This is a genomic window from Ruegeria sp. HKCCA5491 (assembly GCF_013034565.1).
In the GTDB taxonomy this organism is placed as follows: Bacteria; Pseudomonadota; Alphaproteobacteria; order Rhodobacterales; family Rhodobacteraceae; genus Ruegeria.
Window position 1 is genome coordinate 1 of sequence record NZ_WQGG01000005.1, and the last position, 25400, is coordinate 25400.

At 55.4% G+C, this 25400-nt stretch carries 23 protein-coding genes; 12 read left to right on the top strand and 11 right to left on the bottom strand.

From position 1 onward, the window contains the following. Positions 1-11: 11 nt before the first annotated feature. Positions 12-308, bottom strand: coding sequence for a hypothetical protein (locus tag GOV88_RS08255; protein ID WP_171240106.1), 297 nt, complete (start codon positions 306-308; stop codon positions 12-14). A gap of 92 nt (positions 309-400) precedes the next feature. Between GOV88_RS08255 and GOV88_RS08260 the strand changes: the two genes are divergently transcribed. After that, a complete protein-coding gene (locus GOV88_RS08260) occupies positions 401-778 on the top strand; it encodes a SnoaL-like domain-containing protein (protein WP_171240107.1) in 378 nt (125 codons plus the stop codon). A gap of 88 nt (positions 779-866) precedes the next feature. After that, on the top strand, positions 867-1712 hold the full coding sequence (locus GOV88_RS08265; RefSeq protein ID WP_171240108.1) for a universal stress protein: 846 nt from the start codon (positions 867-869) through the stop codon (positions 1710-1712). A 76-nt stretch (positions 1713-1788) separates the two neighbouring features. On the opposite strand, the gene GOV88_RS08270 is transcribed toward GOV88_RS08265, so the two are convergent. Further along, positions 1789-2352 carry a flavodoxin domain-containing protein gene (locus GOV88_RS08270; RefSeq protein WP_171240109.1) on the bottom strand — a complete coding sequence of 188 codons (564 nt, stop codon included), beginning with the start codon at positions 2350-2352 and terminating at the stop codon, positions 1789-1791. A 327-nt stretch (positions 2353-2679) separates the two neighbouring features. After that, positions 2680-3984 (bottom strand): ferredoxin reductase family protein, encoded by a 1305-nt coding sequence (locus GOV88_RS08275; RefSeq protein WP_171240110.1) that lies wholly within the window; start codon positions 3982-3984, stop codon positions 2680-2682. A 355-nt stretch (positions 3985-4339) separates the two neighbouring features. Here GOV88_RS08275 and GOV88_RS08280 point away from each other — a divergent pair, with 355 nt between their 5' ends. Beyond that, complete coding sequence (locus GOV88_RS08280; protein ID WP_171240111.1) at positions 4340-4771, top strand: Hsp20/alpha crystallin family protein; 432 nt, start codon at positions 4340-4342, stop codon at positions 4769-4771. 219 nt (positions 4772-4990) lie between these two features. Then, positions 4991-6583, top strand: coding sequence for a trypsin-like peptidase domain-containing protein (locus GOV88_RS08285; RefSeq protein ID WP_171240112.1), 1593 nt, complete (start codon positions 4991-4993; stop codon positions 6581-6583). Here the strand turns inward: GOV88_RS08285 and GOV88_RS08290 are convergent, their stop codons facing one another. Both GOV88_RS08290 and GOV88_RS08295 read right to left on the bottom strand, forming a co-directional pair. After that, the gene (locus GOV88_RS08290; RefSeq protein ID WP_171124658.1) at positions 6584-8200 is read right to left on the bottom strand and encodes a hypothetical protein; all 1617 of its coding nucleotides are present in this window, start codon (positions 8198-8200) and stop codon (positions 6584-6586) included. Positions 8201-8243: 43 nt separating this feature from the next. Further along, complete coding sequence (locus GOV88_RS08295; protein WP_171240113.1) at positions 8244-9557, bottom strand: APC family permease; 1314 nt, start codon at positions 9555-9557, stop codon at positions 8244-8246. A gap of 343 nt (positions 9558-9900) precedes the next feature. Between GOV88_RS08295 and GOV88_RS08300 the strand changes: the two genes are divergently transcribed. Both GOV88_RS08300 and GOV88_RS08305 read left to right on the top strand, forming a co-directional pair. Beyond that, positions 9901-11505 carry a Na/Pi cotransporter family protein gene (locus tag GOV88_RS08300; protein WP_171240234.1) on the top strand — a complete coding sequence of 535 codons (1605 nt, stop codon included), beginning with the start codon at positions 9901-9903 and terminating at the stop codon, positions 11503-11505. A 160-nt stretch (positions 11506-11665) separates the two neighbouring features. After that, positions 11666-12073, top strand: a complete 408-nt coding sequence (locus GOV88_RS08305; protein WP_171240114.1) for a cytochrome c — start codon at positions 11666-11668, stop codon at positions 12071-12073. Positions 12074-12088: 15 nt separating this feature from the next. Here the strand turns inward: GOV88_RS08305 and GOV88_RS08310 are convergent, their stop codons facing one another. Next, positions 12089-13246, bottom strand: coding sequence for a cation:proton antiporter (locus GOV88_RS08310; protein ID WP_171124652.1), 1158 nt, complete (start codon positions 13244-13246; stop codon positions 12089-12091). 200 nt (positions 13247-13446) lie between these two features. Here GOV88_RS08310 and GOV88_RS08315 point away from each other — a divergent pair, with 200 nt between their 5' ends. The 3 genes from GOV88_RS08315 to GOV88_RS08325 all read left to right on the top strand — a co-directional run bounded on the left by GOV88_RS08315 (position 13447) and on the right by GOV88_RS08325 (position 15619). Continuing rightward, positions 13447-13896 carry a phasin family protein gene (locus tag GOV88_RS08315; protein WP_171124650.1) on the top strand — a complete coding sequence of 150 codons (450 nt, stop codon included), beginning with the start codon at positions 13447-13449 and terminating at the stop codon, positions 13894-13896. A 57-nt stretch (positions 13897-13953) separates the two neighbouring features. After that, the gene (locus tag GOV88_RS08320) at positions 13954-14361 is read left to right on the top strand and encodes a universal stress protein (protein ID WP_171124648.1); all 408 of its coding nucleotides are present in this window, start codon (positions 13954-13956) and stop codon (positions 14359-14361) included. Between the two features lie 538 nt (positions 14362-14899). Then, positions 14900-15619, top strand: a complete 720-nt coding sequence (locus GOV88_RS08325; protein ID WP_171240115.1) for a hypothetical protein — start codon at positions 14900-14902, stop codon at positions 15617-15619. A 271-nt stretch (positions 15620-15890) separates the two neighbouring features. On the opposite strand, the gene GOV88_RS08330 is transcribed toward GOV88_RS08325, so the two are convergent. The 4 genes from GOV88_RS08330 to GOV88_RS08345 are packed head-to-tail and all read right to left on the bottom strand — an operon-like array spanning position 15891 to position 19393. Next, positions 15891-17045: a saccharopine dehydrogenase family protein gene (locus GOV88_RS08330; protein WP_171240116.1), complete on the bottom strand. Its 1155-nt coding sequence runs from the start codon at positions 17043-17045 to the stop codon at positions 15891-15893. A gap of 3 nt (positions 17046-17048) precedes the next feature. Continuing rightward, entirely contained in the window at positions 17049-18101 is a 1053-nt protein-coding gene (locus GOV88_RS08335; RefSeq protein ID WP_171240117.1) for a saccharopine dehydrogenase, read from the bottom strand. A 14-nt stretch (positions 18102-18115) separates the two neighbouring features. Next, a complete protein-coding gene (locus tag GOV88_RS08340; protein WP_171240118.1) occupies positions 18116-18730 on the bottom strand; it encodes a glutathione S-transferase family protein in 615 nt (204 codons plus the stop codon). 12 nt (positions 18731-18742) lie between these two features. Beyond that, the gene (locus GOV88_RS08345) at positions 18743-19393 is read right to left on the bottom strand and encodes a histidine phosphatase family protein (RefSeq protein WP_171126432.1); all 651 of its coding nucleotides are present in this window, start codon (positions 19391-19393) and stop codon (positions 18743-18745) included. A 269-nt stretch (positions 19394-19662) separates the two neighbouring features. Between GOV88_RS08345 and gcvT the strand changes: the two genes are divergently transcribed. The 3 genes from gcvT to gcvP all read left to right on the top strand — a co-directional run bounded on the left by gcvT (position 19663) and on the right by gcvP (position 24110). Further along, complete coding sequence (gcvT, locus tag GOV88_RS08350; RefSeq protein ID WP_171240119.1) at positions 19663-20760, top strand: glycine cleavage system aminomethyltransferase GcvT; 1098 nt, start codon at positions 19663-19665, stop codon at positions 20758-20760. Positions 20761-20778: 18 nt separating this feature from the next. Further along, positions 20779-21144: a glycine cleavage system protein GcvH gene (gene gcvH / locus GOV88_RS08355; protein WP_171124633.1), complete on the top strand. Its 366-nt coding sequence runs from the start codon at positions 20779-20781 to the stop codon at positions 21142-21144. A gap of 110 nt (positions 21145-21254) precedes the next feature. Continuing rightward, entirely contained in the window at positions 21255-24110 is a 2856-nt protein-coding gene (gene gcvP / locus GOV88_RS08360) for an aminomethyl-transferring glycine dehydrogenase (RefSeq protein WP_171240120.1), read from the top strand. A 29-nt stretch (positions 24111-24139) separates the two neighbouring features. Here gcvP and GOV88_RS08365 read toward each other — a convergent pair whose 3' ends face one another. Then, positions 24140-25399 carry a cytochrome-c peroxidase gene (locus GOV88_RS08365; RefSeq protein ID WP_371808224.1) on the bottom strand — a complete coding sequence of 420 codons (1260 nt, stop codon included), beginning with the start codon at positions 25397-25399 and terminating at the stop codon, positions 24140-24142. Position 25400 lies beyond the last annotated feature (1 nt).

A 25400-nucleotide genomic window follows, 5' to 3' on the forward strand; every position in this document is an offset into this window, starting at 1 on the left:
GCTCGTCAGGCTCATAACCTGAAGGTCGCAGGTTCAAATCCTGCTCCCGCAACCACTTGGGTCCAACAGAGTCTCGAACAAGCCGCCGCAAGGTGGCTTTTGTCGTTCTGGACCAGCCCAATCATTGCTGCCAGCGCACCCTCCAGTTCGATCTGCACGCCATCCCGTTCATGTTGGACCGAGACACGTTCGATCAGGCTCCGAATGATCTCCAAAGCCCCTTTGCGGATCGACGGATCCGATAGAGCCTGCGCCAGATCTGCGACCTTGGAGCGATAGAGTTCGGACAGATTTGGGTGCAGTCGCACCGGTATTGCATTTCCCCTTGTGCTTATTGATCCGTGTCAAGATTTGCGCGGGCAAGAAGTGGTACAGTCAACGGTAATTCAGAGGGGGGCTCATGGAAGAGTTGATTGAAATCGGAAGATCATTCGTCCAGACCATGCGTGAGCGCAGGGGCCTTGGAAGTGTTGATGAGATGTATGCCGAAAACGCGCAGTCGATAGAGGCTGTTGTGCCTCCGGTTCGACAATTCCGCGTAACAAAGGGTCGAGAAGCCATCAAGGGAAAAAGAGAGGATTGGTTGGCGTCGCATGAAATCCAAGAACTAGAAGTGGATGGCCCCTACGTTCACCCACCCAACCGCTTTGGAGTGCGCTTCAGAGCTGAAGTGATTCAGAAGGCTACGGGTGAGCGTATGACCCTGCGCGAGATCGCGGTGTATTCGGTGGCGGAGGGCAAGATTGTGCTGGAAGAGTTTTTCATGCTGCCGAAGTAAGAAGAACGAATAACAACATCGGCTATTGGCTGGTTCAATCAATGCGCACGGCTTTCGGGCGAAGTGAAATTCCGGGCGGAGGTCGGGAATGCAACACAGAACAGTGGCATATTATGTAGGAGTTGATGTTGACGACGCGTCGATTTTGGAATGCGCTGAAACTGCCCATATCCAGAACGACCACCTGAATTGCGTATTGATCGCGGCCTTACCTAACCTGCCTTACCTGAAGTATGGATCAAACAGGTTCGTTGAGGCGGGTCTGCCCTCAAACTGGTTGGACATTCTTCACGCGAAAAATGCCGCCCTGAAGTCTCGCGCCACTGAAGTTGAAACGCTTCTTGCTGGGCAGGGCGTATCTGCAAATGTAACTGGCTTCATGGGACTTGGAGCAGAGTTACAGCAACTTGTAGCAGAACAAGCCAAATGCTCTGATATCGCTTTTCTAGACGCTGATTTGCGAAAAGACCCCGATTTATTTCACAAGATCACGTGCGGAGTATTGTTTCATTCGCCGGTTGCTCTGATGATCAATGGAGATCCGTTTGCCCAACGCGACTGCGTTTTTTTGGCATGGAATGACTGCTTGCCTGCGTCCAGGGCGACGCATTTAGCTTTACCCATTCTTCTGGCGGCCAAGGAAGTTGTAATTGGATGTTTTGATTTGCCGTCGCCTGAGGATGTAGAAGGTAGTGAGCACGGAACTGACCTAGCTGAATGGCTCGGCCATCACGGTTGCAACGTGACCGTGTCGCAGTTCCAGTGCGGGGGAAATTCAGTTGCACATTGCATTCAAGAACGATCAAGAGAAGCGGGGGCCGATCTCATTGTTATGGGCGCTTATGGGCATTCCCATTTGCGAGAGTCAGTTTTTGGGGGCACGACGCAAGCAATGTTGGAGCAGACAAGTTTACCAGTGCTTTTCGGACACTGATGAAGTGAGCCGATAACTGTGACTTTCCAGGAGTCATGGCTATCAAAGTTCATCGGTAAATACTTGAGAGACTTTTTTAAGAGTTTGCTTGAGGTTGATGCGTGTTTGCCCGCCTGTTTTCGCCAAGGAACTCTATCACAATTGACGTGAGTTCATCCCAGTCAGTAAACTCCCTTGCCCCTTCTCGTGGATCGATTTTTCGACCGAGCAAGACGACGTGCTGAAGAATCTCCCTCTCAAAATACCCGTAGTTTTCGGGCCTCACCGCGCCTGCGATCAAAGCCGTCGCATTTGGTTCAAGTCCTGTTCGAAGAAGCATTTCGTCAAGATAGTCGCGTGCTTCTTCTCGACCTGACGCGAAAGCAGCTTTTAGACCGACGGAAAGCACGAGAGACTTTCGCTTCATTAAGGCATCTCTATTTGAAGCGACAAATGCTTCGAATGACTTGGGGTGCTTACGCTCGTGGACAGGGGCCAGGAGAATAACCTTGACCACATCGTCAAGTGAAACGTGGCTGGGCATTTCATCGGTATTGATCAGCTTTGCGTCGAAACCGGCATTCTTCGCGAGATCGGTGATGAAGCGCGCAATCTTTGCTGTCTGGCCTTCAACTGTAGCGAAGGCGATGAGTACGGTCATTCCGATCCTCCCATAAATCGGTCTGAATAGATTGCTGATTATGAATAAGAGGCGGGCTTTGCCCTTGATCTCCATCAAAGGCGTTACTTGGGAGAGTTGTGAAATTCCTTTTCTGTCCACGCAGATCATGTCTTTTGAGTAAGTTCGCGACGACATACATCTCCACGCAAATCAGCCTTTTTCGGCTGATAATTTTGAAGTTAGCCAAGGCTCAATAGTTTGCCTGGTTACCGTAAGGAAAAGGCCAAGACAGCGATGAAGACTATGAAACTGATGCACCAAACTGCGAACTTCACCTGTTTGCGTGTGGGCAGGTTTCTGAGCAGTCTAATCATAGTCAAACCTTTCAGACAAAATCCGGTGGGGCGCGGTGCCCCGTGCGATCAGATGATCTTCGACGGCGTCCATCATGGCAGGGGGGCCGCAGAGAACAAAAAGCCAGCTTTCAAATTGTTCAGAAGACAAATTGCGATCCAACAGGGGACCGTCGATCAAGCCTGTCTCTCCGGACCAATCCCTTGGCGGTTCGGATAGAACAAATACTGTTTCTTCTTTGGACAATTCCTGGCGAAAAACAATCTGCTCCTCCACCCGGTTGCCATAGATAAGCTTGAGATAGCGCTGTGTTCTACTCAGTCGAACTTGACGCATAATGCTCAACATGGGCGCGATCCCGACACCACCTGCGATTAAAACAATTCCTGTCTCAGGGCGGTGGCTGATCGACAGATTCCCATGTGGGGCATCCAGATAGACCCGGGTTTGCGGGGCGATCTGTCCGAGACTGCATGTAAAATCCCCAAGTTCCTTTATCAGGAATGAAACTTCGGAGCCTTCGGCTGGTGCCGAACTAATCGAGAATGGGTTCTCGTGCAGCGAGAAAGCACTGTGGCCGACGTTTAGCCAGGCAAACTGCCCTGCTTCGAAGGTTAGTCCGTTGTGACCATCTGGCTTGATGCGAAACTCCCATTGCCTCGGTGTTAGTCGAGACACAGAAGTGACGCGCCACGGCCTTTTCCTCTGACGTAAAGGCCGAACGAGATAGACATACAGCACAGTTCCAACTGCAATACTGGTCAGGGTAAGCCAGAGATACGCCAATAGCGGATGCCCACCGTAGCGCCCAGCATAGACCGTGTGGTGCAACAGCAGGCAAGCAATCACCAAGGCTCCCAGCCAGTGAAAGAGGCGCCATGTCTCGTACTTGTAATCAAGGGATTTACGGGCAATTGCCGAGGCGACCAGAATGAACAGTAAAAAATATGCGCCGATGCCCGATACCAGCGCTGAAAAGTCGGTCGAAATCGTAATTTGATTTGTTTCATCCCACGGTCGGCGTCCGCCAGAAGGCGTACCCTGATACAGAAGCGGGTGTATCAGCGCAAAGCCGAGTGCTGTACGCGCCATCAACTGATGCACCCGCATGGTCACATCCATACCCAAGCCGGAAGAGATGAACCTGAACCGCCCAGACAGCAGGAACTCGACTAAGATTATTGAAAACGCAAGCATTCCAAGCCCGGACGCGAGCTCTTGATGAAAGGATCGTGGTGGCCATCCCAGAGACCAAGAAAAACCCAAGGGAGCCAAGATCAGCAAAACGTAAATCAGCGCCAGATAAAGCCATTTCATACGGTTTCGCTCCACTGTGCTAAAGCTAGGCAGTTCGGGCTCATTCAAAATAAACGCTAGGCTGACCTGGGGTTCCGATCAAGACTACTGAGATTGGTGTTAAATCCACCACGACATGGCAAGCTTGGTGGGCGATGTTACCCGATTCTGTTCGTTCAACCGGTGCGTGCGCTCTGGCGAAGGATGAGGTTGCATGCTTGCGCAAGATCAAGGTCCTTGACGGCTTTTTCTGTCATAATGTTGCGCGCGCGAAATCAGACCAAAGGAGGAGGCTCAAAAAAAAATGCTAGAAGACAAAAAATCCCCGCAACTTTTCACTGGAACGCATCCGCTCTCCGACAACTTTCGGCGTGAAATGGAAACCCTGATGTCGCGTTTTTTCGGGGGAGGATCACCTTTCCTACCAATGGAAACGGCTGCGCAACGCACGGGTTTTCCGTCTCTTGACATGACAGGTGCGATTTCACCTGCAATCGATGTCCAAGAAACGGATTCTGCGATTGTCCTGACGGCTGAATTGCCAGGGCTCGAAGAGGATGATGTGGAAATTGAAATCAAGGATCGCAGGCTAATCCTGCGCGGTCAGAAGAAGATTGCGCATGATGAAACGGGCGATCTACGTGTCAGCGAAAGAAGCTATGGCAGTTTTTCTAGAGCCATGTCGCTGCCAGACACTGTGGAAATCGACAAGATTTCAGCTGAATTCGACAAAGGCGTTCTGCACATCGAAATGCCGAAGTCTGAGCCTCAGAATCCAAGCCGTAAGATCAAGGTATCGTCGAAATAGACGGTCTGTTGGCTCGATACCATGCAAAAAAATGCCAATGCAGAGGGTCGATCATGGATCGGCCTTCTTAGAGTTGCGGCCTGATAAGTGTCTTTGGTGGAATCCGGGTAGGTATCGCAAGTGTTTGTATAAATGCGTTTTTTGTACATTCGCACCAGGCCATGGGTTTGGTGGTGCAGCGTGGTAGAATGCCCTCACGCGTTTGGATAGGGGGTCATAATGCGAAAACCAGAAGCGAGTAGCATTACATCCTCAGGAAATGCTGGTGAAGGTGAGGTGCGAGCCTTTCTGGAGAGCCTGACCGGACCCTCGCGCGGAAACGTGAACTGGCTTGTAGATAAAACCCTAACGGTTTCAGTTGACAATGGCAGGGTGCTAAACCTTCGACCTAAAGACAACCTGCCTCCCCATGATAACGATATTGCGACCCTACAGTGGGCTGACGACGGTTACACAATAACCGCATCGGTAGGGCGCAATGTATGGGTAAACGGACAAAAAACCTCATCGGCGTCTCTTAACCATGGCGACATGATCGAGTTTGGCGAAATGGGTCCTATGTCTCGATACAGGTTGTGCGATCACTCATTTCCCGCGCACCATACAGTCGAGGATATCCTCAGTGATGCATATGCTTACACCCGAACGAGCCGTCGACCTTTCGCTAAAAAGATGTCTGGTGCCCTGCGCGATAGTGGGCGGCGGCTTGCCTCTCAAACGACGATATTGTTCAGGATCACAGTTCTTTCGACGCTTCTTGTGATCGCGGGGTTTGGGTACCTGCTTTACCAAAACGACCGGCGCTTGGCGGATAGTATTGAACAGGAGTCCCGCAAGATTGAAGCGGTCGCAGTTATGCTCGCTCAGACGCGAGAAGACGCGCTTACGCCTGATGACTTGGCTTCGTTGCGTGACGCTTTTGAGAACCAGGTTTTGTCGACCGAGCAGCGTCTTGGAACCTTGGAGCAACGGGCGGGGGCACCCACACGGGTGATAGCTGCCTCCACTCGATCTGTAGCTTTCCTTCAGGGGGCTTATGGATTGCGCCACGTGGAAAGCGGGAAGATATTGCGGCACGTTTTGGGACCGAACGGAGAAAACCAGAGGACCCCGTTTGGCCAGCCTTGGATAGAACCGGACGGGACCGGCGAACCTGCAGAATTTCAGTTCACCGGAACAGGGTTTTTGATTGCTGGGGTGCCATTGATGGCCACCAACCGCCATGTCGCTTTGCCCTGGACCTCGGGGAACCGAGAGAAAGCGCTGAGCGACGCTGGTCTTGAGCCAGAGATGTTGAGGCTGCTGGCCTATTTGCCTGATCAGACGAAACCAATAGAGGCGCGTTTGGTCCGGTTCAGTGAAGCGGCAGACTTGGCGATTTTGGCAGTTGAGCCAAGCCGCGTTCAGGACCTCGGCCTTCCTTTGGCGGATGCCACGTCGCGCGTCGGTGAAGAGCTTTATCTGTTGGGATATCCAACGGGTTTGAAAGCTTTGATCGCGCAGGCTGGTCCGAGCTTTCTAGAGGAACTGGAGGCAGAAGGAACGATGAACTTTTGGTCGATAGCGTCCCGGCTTTCCGCTCAAAGCAAGATTCATCCGCTAGCAAGCCGGGGGATCGTTGCGCGGACGAGTGGGAGCGCCATCGTTTATGACGCTGAGACTACGACCGGTGGGAGCGGAGGGCCAGCATTGAATCGGCGGGGCGAAGTAGTTGCCATCAATGCTGCGATCCTGCCCGAGTTTGGTGGTTCAAACATCGGCGTCCCGGTCTCACATCTCAGAGTTCTGCTGGGAGAGGTGGAAAGCCAGTAATCATTCGCTCGTTCGGAAGCGCGAGTTTTGAACGACGAACACTGTAGCCAGTGGAACGATCACTGAGATCACGGCCACAGAGATCAGCAAGTATCCAAGTTGACTATAGTCCGCGGTGGACGTGACCTCACCGGTCTCAGGGTTGGTGACAGCGCGCGTGATTACGTACGTCTGGTTGAGGTACTTGGTGCTGAGGCTGCTGGCCGACAATGCCATGTTTGTGAACGATGCCATCACGGCAAAAAAGGTCGCTTTCAATTGAACTGGGGCATTGCGTGCGATCCAAGCCAACATCGGGACCATGGCAATCTGCCCAAGCGGCGATTCAACCGCTGTATCAAGAATGGCAATGAACCTTGCGTCGACGACTCCGCCGGTATGCGCCGCCGTCCATTCATGTACACCGTAGTAGAGGGCAAGGTTGGGCAGTGCGAGAACGCCCGCGGCGATCGTCAGCAATGCTACCACATGCGCAATGGAGCGATTGGCCATAAACGGCCGGAGAACGATTAACCCCAGCAACGCCAGCAGCGAAGTTAACAGAGCCAGAATTGCTAGGAATTGTTCATCGAACCCCAGTTCATCGATTTCAAACCAAGTCAGGCCTGGTCCCGGCAGAGGAACGGCACGGAAAACAAAAATGATTGTCGCTGTCCCGATTAAGGCTTTGGCTTGGGCCGGTTCCAGCTCTTTGAGCAGGCGCGACATGAGGTACAAGATTACCGCCAGGGAAACCGCAAAGACTGTTTCCTGCGCAAATTCGAAATCAGCGGTTCCCAGCACGATGCTAAGCACAACGAATGCCAGGCCGCCCAGCAATATGGACCATTTGACTTCGGTGACTTCATCCGGTGTGTAGGGCGGGTGGCCCGATCTTATACGCTGACGCTGGATCAAGCTGTGAAGGACGACGCCGCTTACGGACAATACAGGGATAGCCAGAGCTATCAGGTAAACTTGGCCATAAAGTGCAAGACGATCGGGCTTTTGCAAGTCCTCTTTTCCAGAGAAAATCCAGATGTTTACAGCCGCAACCGCGGCAAACCCTGAAATAATGGAAACTCTGCCCAAGGTTTGCATCGTCGTGTGCTGAGCACGGGTTTCTTCAGGCGAAAATGGTAGGCCGTTTGGGTCAACCTTTGGCACCGCCTCAACCGTCATGGCGTCGGCAACAACGTCCTGAATGGCATAGCCCGAAGGCGCCAATAGCAACGCGACGACATACCAGTCTTCCAGTGGCATAATGGACGCCATTTGCACGGGAGCGGTCACAAGCCCATACATTGTGAGCAAAGAGAATGTGATCAGGGATGCGCCGAACAGAATCAGCAGGGACTTCCAGCGCCAGAACAGGTCCACGACATGACCAAGCGGCATTTTGAGGATCCAAGGGATACCGGCCCAAAACGCGAGTCCTGCAACGAAAGAGGCGGATAAATCGAGGTAATCTTTCAGGAAAAAAGCGCCGACGACCGAGGTCAGGCCGGACACGCCGGCCGCAAAATAGACCATCAATGGCGGCAGATAGGACCATTGCAGCTGCTGAACTAGATCCACAAACGTTCTATGCCACCAGGCCGAGAGTTTTGATCCTATGGAAGTTTGGTCAGTCGTCATATGCCGTGGTAGCTCGTGGAAGCCTTTGGGTCGTTGTATTTAGTTAGAGAAATCCAGATCCGAAAAGCAATGCGCTGGTGATCACCCCAAGGATCGGTACCGTAAGAGGAACGCGGAAGTGCTTGGCAGCCTCGTCCGTCTGCATCTTCAGCAGGATCAGCGAAATGTTGACAAGTACAAAGACACCCAGAACGATCTGGGATGTGCGCTCTGCCAGAGTACCAATCGGTAAAGTTTGAGTCAGCAGTACGATGATCGCCACGACCAGCAAAGTAGCAACTACTGGTGTCTGCGTTGCTTTAGGGACTATCGCCAGAACCTTCGGCAAATGGTCACGGTCAGCTAGTCCGTAGATCACCCGCGAGGCCATGATCATCTGGATCAGTACTCCGTTGACTGTCGCCACAATCGCAACTGCGGAAAAGCCCTGTTTAATCACCTCGGGGGCGTTTGAAAACACAAGCGCGAGGGGTGCTGCGGACGTCGAAAGAACATCGATCGGAACAACAAGTAGAACGGTCATTGAGGTTCCAAGATACAACACGGTCGCCAGAACGAGCGTTAGCATAATCGCTTTTGGGATGGTGCGCACAGGGTCTTTAACCTCTTCAGCGACATTGGCCATGTCCTCAAAGCCAACAAATGCAAAGAAGGCGAGAAGTGATGCTGCGAAAATGCCTCTCCACGCGTCGAGTTCCAGCGGCGGAAGCATCGAACTGATCCCATATCCCTGCGGATCTTGGATCGACATGCCCCAGCCAATCACAAAAAGAAGACCTGCGATCTCAATGATCGTGATGACAGCCGCGACAAAGACCGACTCAGTGATCCCCCAAAGCGCGATTAGACCCATGATCAAAACAACACTGATAGTCAAAATAGGGATCGCAAAACCGGTCAAAGCGTGAAGGTATGATGCTGCGCCAATTGCAACGGCAGAAGCGGAGATAACGCCCGAGGCTGCCACCGCGAGCCCAACGAAAACCGCCATCCAGTTTTTCCGAAATCCGGCCTCAACATAGGCTGCTTCACCTGCGCTGACAGGAAATCGAGTTGCGAGTTCTGCATACGAAAGCGCGGTGAGTGATACGACGAGCGCAGCTACAACGAACGACAACGCCGCAAACGGTCCGGCAATGTCTGCTGTTGCACCGACTAAAACGTAAATGCCAGCACCGACCGTTACCCCAAGGCCATAAAGCGTGAGCAACGGGGTAGTAAGGGCCCGTCTGAGTTTCTGTTCGTTTGGATCAACAGAGTTCATAAGTGATTTCCGCCAACTGCCCATTCCGAACGTCGTCAGTGGCGTCCTTCTCTTTTTGTCTCGATTGGCGCAGCGACTTAATCCTTTGGTCAAAGCTGCACCGAATGCCTTGTGTCTCAACGTCTGGGCGCATTCGGCGCCAATCAACTAACTGGGGGCTCGCCATCACTTCTGCCGAGCCCCCGTGGGTGGAACCTCCACTCCTTCAAACTTCCGTTCACCTTTGTGTTACTTGGGGACAGGACGGTAAACGTAGAATATGTTGAAACATTCGAATTTCACTATGTAGTTCATGTTGGTGCTTTGATCTATGTCAATCAACTCGCGGCGTCGGGTCTGCGAGGCTGAACGCAAACCAACTGTCGTTTGTCGTCGAACTTAAAGGCAAAGCAAATGTGTTAGGCGGTGTGAGATTTAGGGTGGAAAGCTATTCGTGATGTTTTGGAACCTGTTACCAGCGTTGGGCGGCATCGGCCTGTTCCTTGTCGGAATGCTGTTGATGACGGACGGATTGAAGGCTTTGGCAGGGGCGCGACTGCGGGATATTTTGGGCCGGTTCACGTCGACACCGTTTACCGGGGCCGTAACAGGCGCGGTCACGACAGCTGCAATCCAATCTTCCAGTGCGACCACAGTTGCGGCCGTCGGATTTGTCGCGTCTGGTCTGCTCACGTTTCCCCAAGCGCTTGGGATCATCTTTGGGGCCAATATCGGAACGACCATGACAGGTTGGCTCGTCGCGCTCTTGGGGTTCAAGTTAGAGTTGGGGCAAGTGATGTTGCCCGTTGTTTTTGTTGGGGCTTTGCTGGCGCTTTCGGGAAGGAAAGCGGTTGCCGGCCTTGGGCTGGCGTTGGCCGGATTCAGCTTGATTTTCATTGGGATCGAGCAACTCAAATCCGGGCTTGACGCCTTTCGCGGCGTAGTTACCCCTGCCGATTTTCCATCTGATACGCTGCTGGGCAGGCTGAAGCTTGTATTGATCGGTGTCGTTATCACCATGGTGACGCAGTCTTCGAGTGCTGGTGTTGCAACGGCATTGGCTGCGTTGAGCGCCGGTGCCGTGAACTTCCCCCAAGCAGCGGCTCTGGTCATTGGAATGGACGTGGGGACAACTTTCACCGCTGTTCTGGCCACCTTGGGTGGGGGCACGATGGCGCGCCGCACCGGTTTTGCTCATGTGATCTACAACGTGATGACAGGGGCAATGGCATTTTTCCTGCTAGGGCCGTTTACTGCGGTCTTTGTAAGCGGGACGGGGGCTGGAAACTCTCTGACCGCGCTTGTCGCGTTCCATAGTTTCTTCAACGCCATAGGTGTGGCGCTGATCTTGCCGTTCGCGAAACCTTTCGCCAGATTTGTCGAGGCGCTCGTATCCGACAAAGGGGCTGACTTAACGAGACCTCTGGATCCTCTCGTCCTCGGGATGCCGGAAATAGCGGTGGATGCAGCAAAAGCCGCAGTCGAACAAATTGTAAGGGCCGAAGTGGCGCACCTTCGGTCATGTATCGGGGCATCTCAGCCAAGCGGACCCGACTATGGGCGGGACAGCATTGAGACTGCTGTATCGGAAGCGCGCTCGTACCTAGACAAGATTGAACTGCCCAGCAGGTCCGACGCAGAGATATCCAGCATCAAGGGTATGTACCATGTCCTCGACCATCTTGACCGGCTGCTTTACCGGTGTAGCCAAGATGATCGGATAAGCGAGTTACCAAAAGACCGGCGTTTGAAACGGCTTGCTTCGGTGTTGATTACAGCGACTGACGGCTATTTAGAGATCGACAATCCAGTGCAGTGTGAAAGCACGCTGAACCGTCTTCGCCGTTTTATGCGGCGACAGAGGAAACTTCGCAGAGACTTGCTCATCTCCGACGCTGCAACTGACAGTCTGCCGGACGACGTCGTTTGGGCTCGGTTGGATGCTCTCAGATGGCTGCATCGGGTGTCTTATCACCTCTGGCGAATTCGCTGGCATTTGAACGCATTGGAAGGAGTGCCGTCTGGGCGCAAGGGTGCTGAGGTCAATGACGACGTGGCGTAGTTGGAGGCTGGCCTTGATTAGATTTGGCACGTGCTCAAGCGCTATTCGACCTAAACGCCAATCTTCGTGCTGAAGGGTGCAACATGAGCGAGGTCAAAGAAGTTTCTTAAGGATGCGCATTAATAAGATTTGCATCCGGGGCAGCTAATTGGAGGAGCGTATGCAGATTGTTCGCGGGATTTTACTGGCACTGTTCGTTACGGGGCCCGTACTAGCGCAGGAGGTCAGCGTCGATGAGGGACGAGATTTGTACCGGACGTATTGCTGGCAATGTCACGGTTTCGAAGCGACCGGAGACGGACCAATGGCCGAAATGCTGGCTATTCGAACACCCGACCTAACCAAATTGGCGGGCGAAAACGACGGTGTGTTTCCGATAGTTCGCATAGCTGAACAGATTGATGGTCGTTCACAATTGCTCGCCCATGGCGGCGAAATGCCAATCTTTGGCGCGGTGTTTGAGACAGACCAACAAATCGCAGTGGCTCTAACTAATGGGCAACCTATGATGGTAGGCCTGCCGTTGGCGAATTTGCTCGCCTTCCTTGAGTCGATCCAGTCTGAATAGACACTGACCAATCTGCTAGTCCGTGTCAGCCGTGCGTTTGATTGACATGAGAGTCAGTGGCGGCCCCAACACCTCGAAGACCACAGTACTGGCTAGAGTAAAGGCCATGATCGACGCGGCCCAATGCGGAAATTGTTCTCCAGCTACAAGGGCCATACCTACCGCGACACCAGCCTGTGGCAACAAAGCGGGACCGTACCAGCGGGTCTGACGGCGAGGCAGGCCGCCCAGTTTTGCTCCGCAGTAACCTCCGACAAGGCGGGCCACGGCACGCAAGAATAGGAAAAGAGCACCAGCCCAGCCCATCAAACCGAAGGCTTCAATTTCCAACGTGGCGCCAGCCAGTAGGAAGAACAAAATCATGAACGGCCACTGAATATGTTCGATCTCGTGAAAAGCACGATCATGATGGCGGGCAAGATTCCCGATCACTGCGCCCGCAACCATGCCTGCGACCAAGAATGAAACCTCCAGCCAAAGCGCGAGGCCTGCTGTAAGAAAGACTATTCCCACTGCTTCTGCCTGCATTGGCTCTCCCGGTTTCAAGCGGCCAGTCAGGTAAGCGGATGGCACGCCTAGTGCGGAACCCAACAAAATAGCCCCTCCGAAATCCCAAATCGCCGTGGTCGTGACTGTGGCCCAACCATCCGAATGACCGGCCAGAACTAAGGCGATGCTGAAAACTAACAGACCCCAAGCGTCATCAATTGCGACGACGCCCTTTAATGTCTCGGTGAAGCTGTTGGACACCCCAGATTGATTGATCACGTCTGTCATTGCGGCCGGAGCTGTAGCCGTAGCAATTGCCGCCAGCACCAACGCCAACCCGAAGGGTACGCCAATTGCGGTCAGACCGGCAGACACAATAACAAGGGTTGCCACCACGATTGAAACCGAAATCGTCAGAATGGCTCGGCCATGTTGGACCAGGTTCTCGCGAGTCAAAGATCCTCCAAGAAGAAACGCGACCATCGTCAAGGCCACAATGGATATCTCGTCGAACCACATTGCAACGTCGAGTGGGATCAACCCCATTCCGGCGTTCCCGGCGATCAGACCGAGGAAAAGCAAGGTTGTAACACGAGGAAGATGCGTGGCCCGACCAAATTGATCGGCCGCCAATCCGGCAAGGAAGAGGACACCAAGGGTAATCAGAAAGCCGGCAACGTGCATAGAAAACCAAGCGTTAAGTTCTTGTCTAGATTACTCTAACTCCAACCCTGCCTGCTAGGAACCGGTGTCGGAGAGAATGCGAGCGCCCTGTCGCGGTCTAAGCCGAGAGTGCTAAAGATAAGGGTAATTGATCTGTATTAAGGCGAAAGCATGCCGCAGGTGGCACAATAGCTTATTCAGGAAATGAGGAGGAATTTTCGATGCCGAGAAAGAAATCTAGCACAAATAGCCCGACCTCACTTGTGGATGTTTTCAAGCAAATGCAGCCGCCCATGTCTGGTAATCCGGCCTTCGGTGCCCAGATCGAACAGTTTTGGGACGCACAAGAAAAATTGCTCGAAGAAACAGAGGCCTTTGCACAGCATTGGTTCGAACGGCGTCATGAGGCGGTCCGAACGGCACTAAAAGCTGCACGCAATGTGTCTTCCGCGCACCCGTCCGATCCCTCTAAAGCCGTTCAGAGCATGGCTGAGTGGCAGCGCCATTCGGCGGAGCGGTTGGTTGCTGACGCTCAGGAATGGTTCGAAACCGTGTCCCGTTGTGCATCTTATGTCGCTGAAACCGAAGCTGAAGCTGTTGAGAAAACAGTTGATGAGGTTGTAGCCGCTACAAAGAGCGCGGGGAAATCTTCAAAGTCCGAGCCTGTATAGGTTTCCTGCTGCCGAGGAACCAAACTGGAATCATCGGAGCAGTAGATAGGAGGTCAAATGTACAAGAATATCCTGATCCCGGTTGCTCTGGACCAAGAACACGACACACAAGCTTCGTTTGAAGCCGCGCGCCAATTGGCTGATGCGGACGCTGTATTCACCGTGATACACGTCCAAGAACCAATTCCGGCGTATGTAGGGTCTCAGATTCCCAGCGAAGTACTTGCCAATACGCGGCATGAAATCCTGGAAAACCTGCATCAAACTGCTTCTGAAATTCCAGGCGCGAAGGCTCGGCTCATCTCTGGGCACGCAGGTAGGGCTATTGTCGACTTCGCAAATGAGAGCGATGCGGATTGCATCTTCTTGGCTTCGCACAAGCCTGGTTTTGAGGACATATTTTTAGGTTCCACTGCAAACAGAGTCGTGCATCACGCCAGGTGCTCGGTTCATGTAATTCGTTGAGCCAATGTTAGCGGTGTGGCTTCCTTTTTGAGTGGCTCGATTCTTAGTGAGCCAAATCAGATCAAGAGAATTGACCGCTGAGCCAAAGAACCCTTGGACTGCAGCTTGCCTGCGGTTTCGAATTAATTAGAACGCTGGATTTCTTTATTGTGAAGAGCAGTTGCTGGTCGGTCGCTTGGACGCTTTCGACACTTGGGTTGCTTCGGAGCATCAGATTGTGTTTCGAGATGTAGTCTACTTTCCTTTTCTTCGAAGGACGGTTGTTCGATGAAGGCCAAATCCTGCTCCCGCAACCAATATTCCAAACCAGACCGTTCGATCTACAAACAGTCCACCAGATCAATCGCTTAATGCCTTCACCGCGTCGTTAGTCGGGGCTTACGCGGCCCCCTTAACCTCAACCCATTAGGTAGGAGTATGACGGAGTCGGGAAATCCTGACTTTATGATTGTTCGCGGTTCGTTGACTCTAAGTGCACTAGAATTGCTTCTCTATCCCAGGCGGGAATTTTCACTAAGGCTTTGAGAAAGAATCAAAATTGATTGGAAAGCTGAAAATTCTTTTCTTGGCTATCGCAACCCTTTGCATTCTTGGGATGATTAGCTCTTCGACGGTTCGCTATAGAAATCGTACCAATCTGGAAGAGAGAATAAGAAACTACGCAATAGAACTGGTTCAAACGGACAGTTTTCTGGTCAAGTTTTTTCCTCCTCCGCACTCACTTGCGGATGTTTACCAGCTTAGAAAGCCGTTCTTTAATGCAACATGGGCTATAGCACCTTTAGAGCAAATTTCTGAGTTCTCAAAGCGGAACCAGAGTAGAGTTAATGGAGATGTTCACGCAATTCTTCTCGATAACTGGACGAAAGATGACACAGCTATTTTGTTCACTTTAAAGGACTGCGGCGGGTTTTTTTGCGAGTTGGATAACTCTGACTTACAAGTCGTTCCCCGATCTGATGTTACGTACATTTTGCGGTCGGGAAACCCAAAAGTGAATAGGACCATTAGAAGTGACGGCTACCAAACCGCGAACATAACGCCGGATTTTGCTTCCAAAAAAGACTACTTGGTTACAGCTCAGATAATTCGAAACAATGGCGGCGATATTGTGGAGATATTTGTTTTCTATGAGCGACCGGCATCTTCGTTCGAAAGCTTCGTGCAGTCGTTCACTGGCGATCCACATAACAGACATATCGCAAAAAAAAGGTTTTTCCACTATAACTATGCTCTGCAATGGAGCGTCGAATACTAGATTGATGCGACCCGATCTGACTGCCGAATAATTGCTTCGTCCGGGAGGGCGACAATAGGCTGAAGAGGTTAAAACCGCTTGTGTTTCGTCTCACGCAACGAACTCAATCACTTCCAAGTGGCCTCCAGTTCTATACGCCAAATCCTGCCAAATCAGCTCAGTAATAGCCACTTCTGCAGCTATTACTATGTGATAGTTCCCCCCGGGAATAGGAGGAAGAGGCGCCCAGCGCAAAAATTCCCTGTAGTGCTACTTGCCCGAACACGCGCCCTCAGGACACGGCGTCCGTCGAATGTGTCACTACTTGCAAGTGCTGAGCCAGTTTGTCGACTTCCGACATCCAGCTTTGCACAAGCTTAGGATCGCTGGGGGCGGCATGAACGCCGGCAGGAATTTCGCGATTCAACACAGACTCAACAGCCAGAGACACGGGGATAGACACCAGTCGCGCCATTGCGGTTCCGCGTTCGTCACCCCAGGCATCCATAACATAGGTCTTGTGCCAGACCTCGGAGCCGTCTTTTTCGGCCTTCAGGCCCACGCACAGAACCACGCGGTCAGGCTCGCCTTCGTCATAGGCGTTTTCGTCCCAGAACAGATCCGACATTTCTTTCAGGCGCGCGTCGCCTTCAGGGCCGGACAGGGTTTCGATTTCGGTGAACACGTCCGACCAGGCATCGGCCCAGCCATTCAGGCGCAAGGTGCCGCGGACGAATTCCTTGATCGGCCAGTGATCCTCGAACTGGTATTCGGCCACGAAGGGCAGCGAGTCGCGGTTGGGGTAGACCTCGAAGCTTTCCGGGGTTGGCAGAGGCGCGATGTAGCTGGTGATTGCGTCCCACGGGCGGGCGACGTCCAGTGGTGCGTAGTCACGGACTGATTTTGACGGCGACCGTAGGGCTTTTAACACCCCCAGAGGCGACCAGCTAAACTTGTAGCGGAACGGGTTGGGGTTCTTCGGGATGCCGCCGCAATAGGAAATGAAACTCAGGTGGTTTTGCGGATCAAACGCATCCGAGGCGCGGTAATCGGCGACCAGCGCGTGCGCCATCAGGTGATCAATGCCGGGGTCCAGACCCACTTCGTTGATCAGGGCGACACCGGCTTCGCGCGCCTTTTCGTCCAACGCGCGCATTTCGGGTGCGATGTAAGAAGACGAGACGAAATTCGCGCCCTTCGCAATCGCCAGCTCGGCCAGAGGAACGTGCCAGTCGCCAGGCAGCATGGATACGATCACGTCGCCTTTTTCCAGCACTGCGCCAAGCGCGTCGATGTCAAAGGCGCGGATGTCGTCGGTCAGGTCTCCGACCTCGGCGCGGGCCTTGTCGATGGTCCGGTTCCAGACGGTGACTTTGTGGCCGCCCTCAATCAGGCGGCGCAGGCCGGGGATGGCCGACAGGCCGGTGCCACACCAGTGAATCGTCATCGCTCAGATCCCTCTCATATGAGTTTTGTAGGTTGTTTCGGCCCTGCCCCAGACGCCTTTGTCCAGATCGGTCAGGGTCAGCAGCGAGGGCAACAGTTGTGCGGCGTAGTCTTCCGAGCTTTCGACGGGCAGCATCGACGGCAGGTTGTCAATGGCCATAACGTCCATCACTGGATCGGTCGCCACGCGCAGGGCGGGTGCTTCCCATGTGGTTGCGCGGTCATAGACCGGCACCGGGTTGTAATCGCTGTCGGGGTCACACGCCACGTCGCCAATGGCGGTCAGGTTGCGCGGTGCGCTCATCGCGTCACGCGGGACAAAGACCGGCGTGCCGGGGCGCGCGAAGATGCAGTTCAGGAACAGGTCATGGTCAAGGATTTCAGGGAATGGCCCACCGCTGGCGGTTTCGGCCATGTCCCATTTGGTGACGGCAACGCCCATCGCCTCGCACATATCCGCAGCACCCGTGCCGACGCGGCCCAACGCGCCTATGACAATAGCACGGGGGCGGGTGCCCGTGGCGTCCAGCTCGGCAAGCAGCTCGGCGTTCAGAGCGTCCTTGTTCGGATACACTCCGACCGGAGGGCATTCCTGCCCCCGTTGTTGCGCGGCCCATGTCTTCAGCGTGACTGCCGCGCCCGCATACCCCGCCCAATAGCCAAAGGCGGCAACCCGGCGGCTGTCTTCGTCGACCAGATATTCCAGATCATACAGCGTGCCGCCCCCGGCCTTGAATCGCTGGAGCAGCGCCCGGCCCGAATGTTGCCCCTTATAGGCATGGCCGAACATGATGTGGCGGTGGGGCAGGGGCGTGCCGTCTTCGGGCAGTTCCTTGAGGCCGAAGATGATCGCATCCAGCGGGGCGTCCGGCCATGAATTCTCAGTCGCGATCTCGCAGCCTGCATCCTTGTAGCCCTGCAATGGGATGGCGCGGACATGGCTTTCCTCGACCGTCACGCGGATACCTGCGGCGATCAGGGCGGCGGCACCCTCGGGGGTTAGTCCGACCCGTTCCTCGTTCGGGCGCTGTTCCGCCCGGACCCAGAGATGTGTCATATCAGTTCCTTTAGTCAAAGCATTCCGGCAGTGCGTACCGCCTGCACGGAAGGCCGCGCCTCCATCGCCTTGCGAAATGCGATGATCTCGGGAAAGGCCGACACATCAACACCGTCGCCCTCCAGCCAACTACACACCACATAAAGGTAGATATCCGCAAGCGAGACCTCATCCCCCAGTACAAACGGCCCACGCAGCCCGTTCGAGCAAATGTATTCGCAAGAGGCCGTCATCGTTTGTGTGACCTTGCCCTGCATATCTTTCCAACTGGATTCCTTGTCGGCCCACCGTTCACCTCGTACCTTGTGGGCGTGGTTCACATGCATGGTCGAGGCAAGGTAATACATCACCTCGCGCATCCGCGCGGCCATAATCGGGTCAGACGGAATCAACCCGGCCTGCGGCGCCACAGTGGCGATGTAATCCAGCAGCGCACCGGTTTCGGTCAGGATGCCCCCGTCAACGACCAGCGCGGGCACGCGGCCCTTGGGATTGATCTGCTTGTAGGCGGGTTTGGTCTGTTCGCCGTTTGGGAAATCCAGCTTGATCGCCTCATACTCTAGCCCGGCCTCTTCCAGAGCTATGGCAACAGCGATCGAGATCGTGCGGGGGGCGTAATAAAGCTGCATCTGAGCCTCCGGTTACAGGTGGGTCTGGGCGAATTGCCGGTCTGGGGCTTCCAGGTGTGGAACTGCGTTGAAGAGCACCGGGGCAAGCTGTGCACCGATCGGGTGCAGACGATGCATTGACGTGTTCATGATGGCAAGAGCCACGCGTGCCATGGAAGGTATATCCAGCCCCATTGCCTGCCGCACCACCATCGAGATCAACCCCCCCGAGGTCACCACAATCGCAGGCCCGCCTTCTGTGCCGATATCACGCAGCGCACCAGATACGCGGCTTTCGAATTCCTCGAAGGTTTCTGGCGCACCTGTGATTTGTCCTTTGGCCCATGCGTCGAACGTGCGCGGCAGATGCTCGACAAACTCCTCGCGGTCGGTCGGAACTGCAATGCCGTGCTGTTCCTCGAACAGTTTGGCAATGGTGAAATACTCTAACTCATTCAATCGGGCGTCCCGCGTTGGTTCCGGCAAGCCCATGCTGGCGGCGGTTTCCACGTGCCGCGTGAGCGTTCCACAAAATACCCGCGGATGATGTGCGCGTGTACTTTGTAAATGAGCACCCAGCCAGCGTGCCTGCTGATGACCCAGATCGCTGAGTTTGTCGTAGTTTGCCTCGTCACGTGCTGCTGTATTCGCCTGGCCGTGACGCACCAGTGTAATATGTGACATGGCCGTCCCTCTTGGGCGGAGTCTTAGGGCAGGTTACTGGTCGGGACCAGAGCCGTTGGGCCAGTGTTTGAAAATAATTCTATTTGTCAGAATGCCTTGCCCAATGCTGAACCGGTCGTGATACATTTCGTGCATGGCGGGTGTTGCGTAACGGAAAAAAGTTTCCTATACGCTACAAATCTGCTGTATGCCCCTGTATGCCGAATGGTCGGGTGACCATTGCTTTTTGCACAGCATTGACTGACAACGGGATTGGAAAGGTCACGGATATGACTGACGCACCGAAGCGTACTCCGCTATATGATCTTCACGTCGAGCTTGGCGGTAAGATGGTCGATTTCGCCGGTTGGGAGATGCCGGTTCAATACCCGCTGGGGATTATGGGCGAGCATAAGCAGTGCCGCGAAAAGGCGGCTGTGTTTGATGTCAGCCACATGGGGCAGGTGATCCTGCGTGGCGAGAGTGTGGGCGAGAAACTGGAAACGCTGTGCCCCCAAGCCTTTGCGACCCTGAAAGAGGGCAAGGCGCGTTATGGGTTTTTCACGAATGCCGAAGGCGGGATCATGGATGACCTGATCGTGTCGAATGCGGGCGATCATTATTTTGTCGTCGTGAACGCCGCGCTGCGTCATCAGGACATTCCACATATGCAGGCCAATCTGGACGGTGTCGAAGTAATCGAGATCATCGACCGCGCGCTGGTGGCCGTTCAAGGCCCCAAGGCCGAGGATGTGGTGGGCGCGCTCTGCCCCGCCGCCCGCGATCTGAAATTCATGGAAACCACCGTGGCGGATATCATGGGCACCGAGTGTCGTATTTCGCGGCTGGGCTACACTGGCGAGGACGGGTATGAAATCTCGATCCCCGAGGACAAGGCGGTCGATATCACCCGCGCCTTTCTTTCACATGACAATTGCGAAGCTGCCGGTTTGGGCGCGCGCGACAGCCTGCGGCTGGAGGCCGGGCTGTGTCTCTATGGCAACGACATCGACCAGATGACCTCACCCATTGAAGCGTCGCTAGGATGGGCCATCCAGAAGCGCCGCAAGGAAGAGGGCGGCTTCCCCGGCGCTGACCGCATTCAAAGGGAATTGGCCGATGGCCCCGCACGCAGGCTGGTGGGCATCAAGCCCGAGGGCCGCGCGCCTGCCCGTCAGGGCGTTGAAATCCAATGTACCGAAGGCAACACAATCGGTCAGATCACATCCGGCGGGTTTGGCCCCACTGTGGGTGGCCCGGTTGCGATGGGCTATGTGTCCGCGGGCCATGCCGCACCCGGCGAGACCGTCAATCTGATAATCCGGGACAAACCGCAACCCGCACAGATCGTGGCGCTGCCCTTCGTTACCCAGAATTACAAGCGTTGAAGTCAGGAGAGAGACAAGATGGCAACCTATTATTCCGAAGAGCACGAGTGGATCGACGTTGACGGCGACACTGCAACGCTGGGCATCACTAAACACGCGGCCGAACAGTTGGGCGATGTGGTCTTTGTGGAACAGCAGGAAGTTGGGGACGAATTCGCAAAAGACGGCGAGATCGGCGTAATCGAATCCGTCAAGGCGGCCTCGGAACTCTACGCTCCGGTGGACGGTGAGATCGTCGAGGTCAACGAAACGCTTGCCGACAATCCCGGTGCGCTGAACGAAGACCCCGAAGGTGAGGCATGGATCTACAAGATCAAGATCACCGACGCATCGCAGCTCGAAGATCTGATGGACGAGGCCGGTTACAAGGACTTCATCGGCTAAACCCTCGGCGGATCTTTGCACGGATCCGCCCTTCATCTGGCTAAAAATATCCCCGCCGGAGGCTCCCGCAGTCGCCGCCGGGCCTGACCTACCCGACAGGAGCGCACCACATGGCTTTCAAACTGACTGACTACGAAGCCTATGACTTTGCCAACCGTCGCCATATCGGACCCAGCCCGACCGAGATGCGCGATATGCTCAAGGTGATCGGCTTCAAGACGCTGGACCAACTGATCGACGCCACCGTCCCGCCCGCGATCCGGCAGAAGGAACCCTTGGACTGGGGTCCGGCGATGACGGAACGGGATGCGCTGTTCCACATGAAAGAGGTGGCGAGCAAAAACAAGGTTCTGACCTCGCTGATTGGCCAAGGGTATTACGGCACCACCACGCCCGCGCCGATCCTGCGCAACATCCTGGAAAACCCGGCCTGGTACACCGCCTATACGCCTTATCAGCCCGAGATCAGCCAGGGCCGTCTTGAGGCGCTGTTGAACTTCCAAACCATGGTCAGCGACTTGACCGGGCTGGACGTGGCGAATGCTTCGTTGCTGGACGAAGCCACCGCCGCAGCCGAAGCTATGGCGATGGCCAAACGCGGTGGCCGGTCCAAGGCCAACAACGCGGCTTTCTTTGTCGACCGCAACTGCCACCCGCAGACCATCGCCGTGATCAAAACACGCGCCGAACCTTTGGGCATCGACGTGCAGGTGGGCGATCCTGACCAACTGGAGGCCGGTGCCGTCTTTGGCGCGATCTTCCAGTACCCTGGCACCCATGGCCATGTGCGCGACTTCACCGCCGAGATTGCGGCGCTGCATGAACACAAAGCCATTGCCATTGTCGCCGCCGACATCCTGTCGCTGGCGCTGCTGAAATCCCCCGGTGAGATGGGCGCGGATATTGCAATCGGCTCGACCCAACGGTTCGGCGTGCCGATGGGCTATGGCGGGCCCCACGCGGCCTATATGGCGACCACCGACAAGCTGAAGCGCGCGATGCCTGGCCGTATCATCGGTGTCAGCATCGACAGCCGTGGCAACAAAGCCTACCGCCTGGCGCTGCAGACCCGCGAGCAGCATATCCGGCGTGAAAAGGCGAACTCGAACGTCTGCACCGCGCAGGCGCTTCTGGCGGTGATTGCCTCGATGTATGCGGTCTATCACGGCCCAGATGGCATCAAGGCGATTGCACAATCGGTACATCGCAAAACCTCGCGTCTGGCCGTCGGGCTGGAGGATGCGGGCTTTGCCGTCGAACCAGAAGTGTTCTTTGACACCATCACGGTCGAGGTTGGCCATCTGCAAAAGACCGTCATGGAGGCCGCCGTGGCCCGTGGCGTCAACCTTCGCAAAGTCGGCGAGACGAAAGTGGGCATCAGCCTGGACGAACAGACCCGCGCCGAAACCATCGAGGCCGTCTGGGGTGCCTTCGGCATCGACCGTCAGGACGACAGTTCTAACGTTGCCTATCGCCTGCCGGACTACGCCTTGCGCGAGACGCCTTATCTAACCCACCCGATCTTCCACAAGAACCGGGCCGAAGCCGAAATGACCCGCTATATGCGCCGTCTGGCCGACCGCGACCTGGCGCTGGACCGGGCGATGATCCCGCTGGGCTCGTGCACCATGAAGCTGAACGCCACGATCGAGATGATTCCGGTCACATGGCCCGAGTTCGGCAATCTGCACCCGTTCTGCCCCGAAGATCAGGCGCAGGGCTATCATGAGATGATTGCCGATCTGAACGACAAGCTGTGCCAAATCACCGGCTATGACGCGATCAGCCAGCAGCCTAACTCGGGCGCGCAGGGTGAATATGCAGGCCTGCTGACCATCCGCAATTATCACTTCGCGCGCGGCGAAGGGCACCGCAATGTCTGCCTGATCCCGACCTCGGCCCATGGCACCAACCCGGCCTCGGCGCAGATGGTGGGCTGGCAGGTGGTGCCGGTGCAATCGGATGAGAATGGCAATATTGATCTGAACGACTTCCGCGCCAAGGCCGAAAAGCATTCAGATCATCTGGCCGGGTGCATGATCACCTACCCCTCGACCCACGGCGTGTTCGAGACCACCGTGCAGGAGGTCTGCCAGATCACCCATGATCACGGCGGTCAGGTCTATATCGACGGGGCCAACATGAACGCCATGGTGGGTCTGTCGCGTCCGGGGGATATCGGCGGCGACGTCAGCCACCTAAACCTGCACAAAACCTTCTGCATCCCGCATGGCGGCGGCGGCCCCGGCATGGGTCCGATCGGCGTTAAGGCGCATCTTGAGGAACACCTGCCCGGCCATCCGGAATACGGCACCGCCGTCGGTCCGGTCTCGGCGGCACCCTTCGGCTCGCCGTCGATCCTGCCGGTCAGCTGGGCCTATGTGCTGCTGATGGGTGGCGCGGGTCTGACGCAGGCGACCAAAGTGGCGATCCTGAACGCCAACTACATCGCGGCGCGTCTTCAGGAGGCCTATCCGATCCTCTACACGTCCGAGTCGGGTCGTGTGGCGCATGAATGCATCCTCGACACCCGGCCCTTGGACGAGGCAGCCCATGTCAGCGTGGATGACATTGCCAAACGTCTGGTCGATTCAGGCTTCCACGCGCCTACGATGAGCTGGCCGGTGGCTGGAACCCTTATGGTCGAACCCACCGAATCCGAACCGATGGCTGAGTTGGACCGCTTCTGCGACGCGATGTTGTCGATCCGGGCCGAGGCGCAGGACATCATCGACGGCAAGATCGACGCGGAGAACAACCCGCTGAAAAACGCCCCCCACACGGTGCGCGATTTGGTCGGCGACTGGGATCGCCCCTATACCCGGGAACAGGCGTGTTTCCCTCCGGGTTCCATGGGTGTCGACAAGTATTGGTCGCCGGTCAACCGCGTCGATAATGCGTATGGGGATCGGAACCTCGTCTGCACATGCCCGCCCATGTCAGAATATGAGGAAGCCGCAGAGTAACAAGAACCCCGCCACGTGCGGGGTTTTTCTTAGGGTTGGAAATTGTCGGGCACGCCGAATGGTGGCGTGTCCACGCTCGTCCCGGTCAGTGCGTTCAGAAACGCCACGAGCTTTGTGATTTCGGCGTCCGACAGTTGCAGCGGAGTGATGTCAATCTTGCTGCGCTGCCGGTCCATTTCCAACCTGTCATCCCAGACCAAGAAATCGGCTTTGTGCAGCCAGGGAACCTTGGGCAAAGCCGCCATGTCGTGGGTCCATTGTGACAGACTGCGTTCCGGGTTCAGGTGATGGCGGATCATGCTTTCGAGATCGGGAAAGGCCCCGTTATGTCCATAAGGCGCGGTCAGAGCCACGTTGCGCAGCATCGGCGTGCGAAAGCGATAAGCATCTTCTAGCCGGTCGCTTTCCCCCATGCGCCCGACATCGCGCACGTAGGGGTCCCATTGCCGGGTCCGGCCCGGACCAAAGGGCGGCAAGGCCAGCGCGTGGAATTTCTGATCTGACATCAACGGACCGGAATGGCAGGTGGAACACTGGGCCTTACCGAAAAACAAGGCCATCCCGTCCTTTTGGGCAGGTGTCAGGGCGTTGGCGTCGCCTGCAAGATATTGATCGAACGAGCTGTCCGTGCTGCGCCACTCAACGGCCGTGAACGCGGCCAGCGCGTTCGCGATCTGGGTGATCGTGATGTCCTCGGTCGTGATGACCTCATCAAAGGCGGCGACCATCGCAGGGCCATAGCGCGGATCGGTGCGCACGCGTTTGGCAAGGATCGGCCAGCCCAGATCAATCCGGTCGGCAACCGCTCCGGTCACCTGATTTTCGCCGACATTTCCGGCCATTTCGAATTGCGAGGTTAGCGGAAATAGCGCTTGCGCAGCCAGTAATGAGTTCAACCCTTCAGGCATCCATTCCTGCGCGGGTGAGTTGAAACCGTTGCCGTAAACGTCCGAGATACTCAGACGGCCATCGTGGAAGACGGTGTGAATGTCCTTGGCCCCAAGGTTCCAGAGACCGGGCGAATTGCGTGGAATGCGCTTGCGGATTTTATTCGCACCGACACCCGGTGTGCGCTCTGGCCCCAGCCCCTGTCCGCCTTCGCCTATGCCCAAAGACAACCCATCGGATGTACCGAAATCCGGGTGGTGGCAATGGGCGCAGGATATGTTCTGGTTGCCTGACAAGATGGGGTCGTAAAACAGTTGATGACCGATGGCGGCCTGTTCCCTATCAAAGAGGATAAAGTCATCATCGGTCAGCGGGCGCGGCAAGTCCTGTGCCGCAGCCACG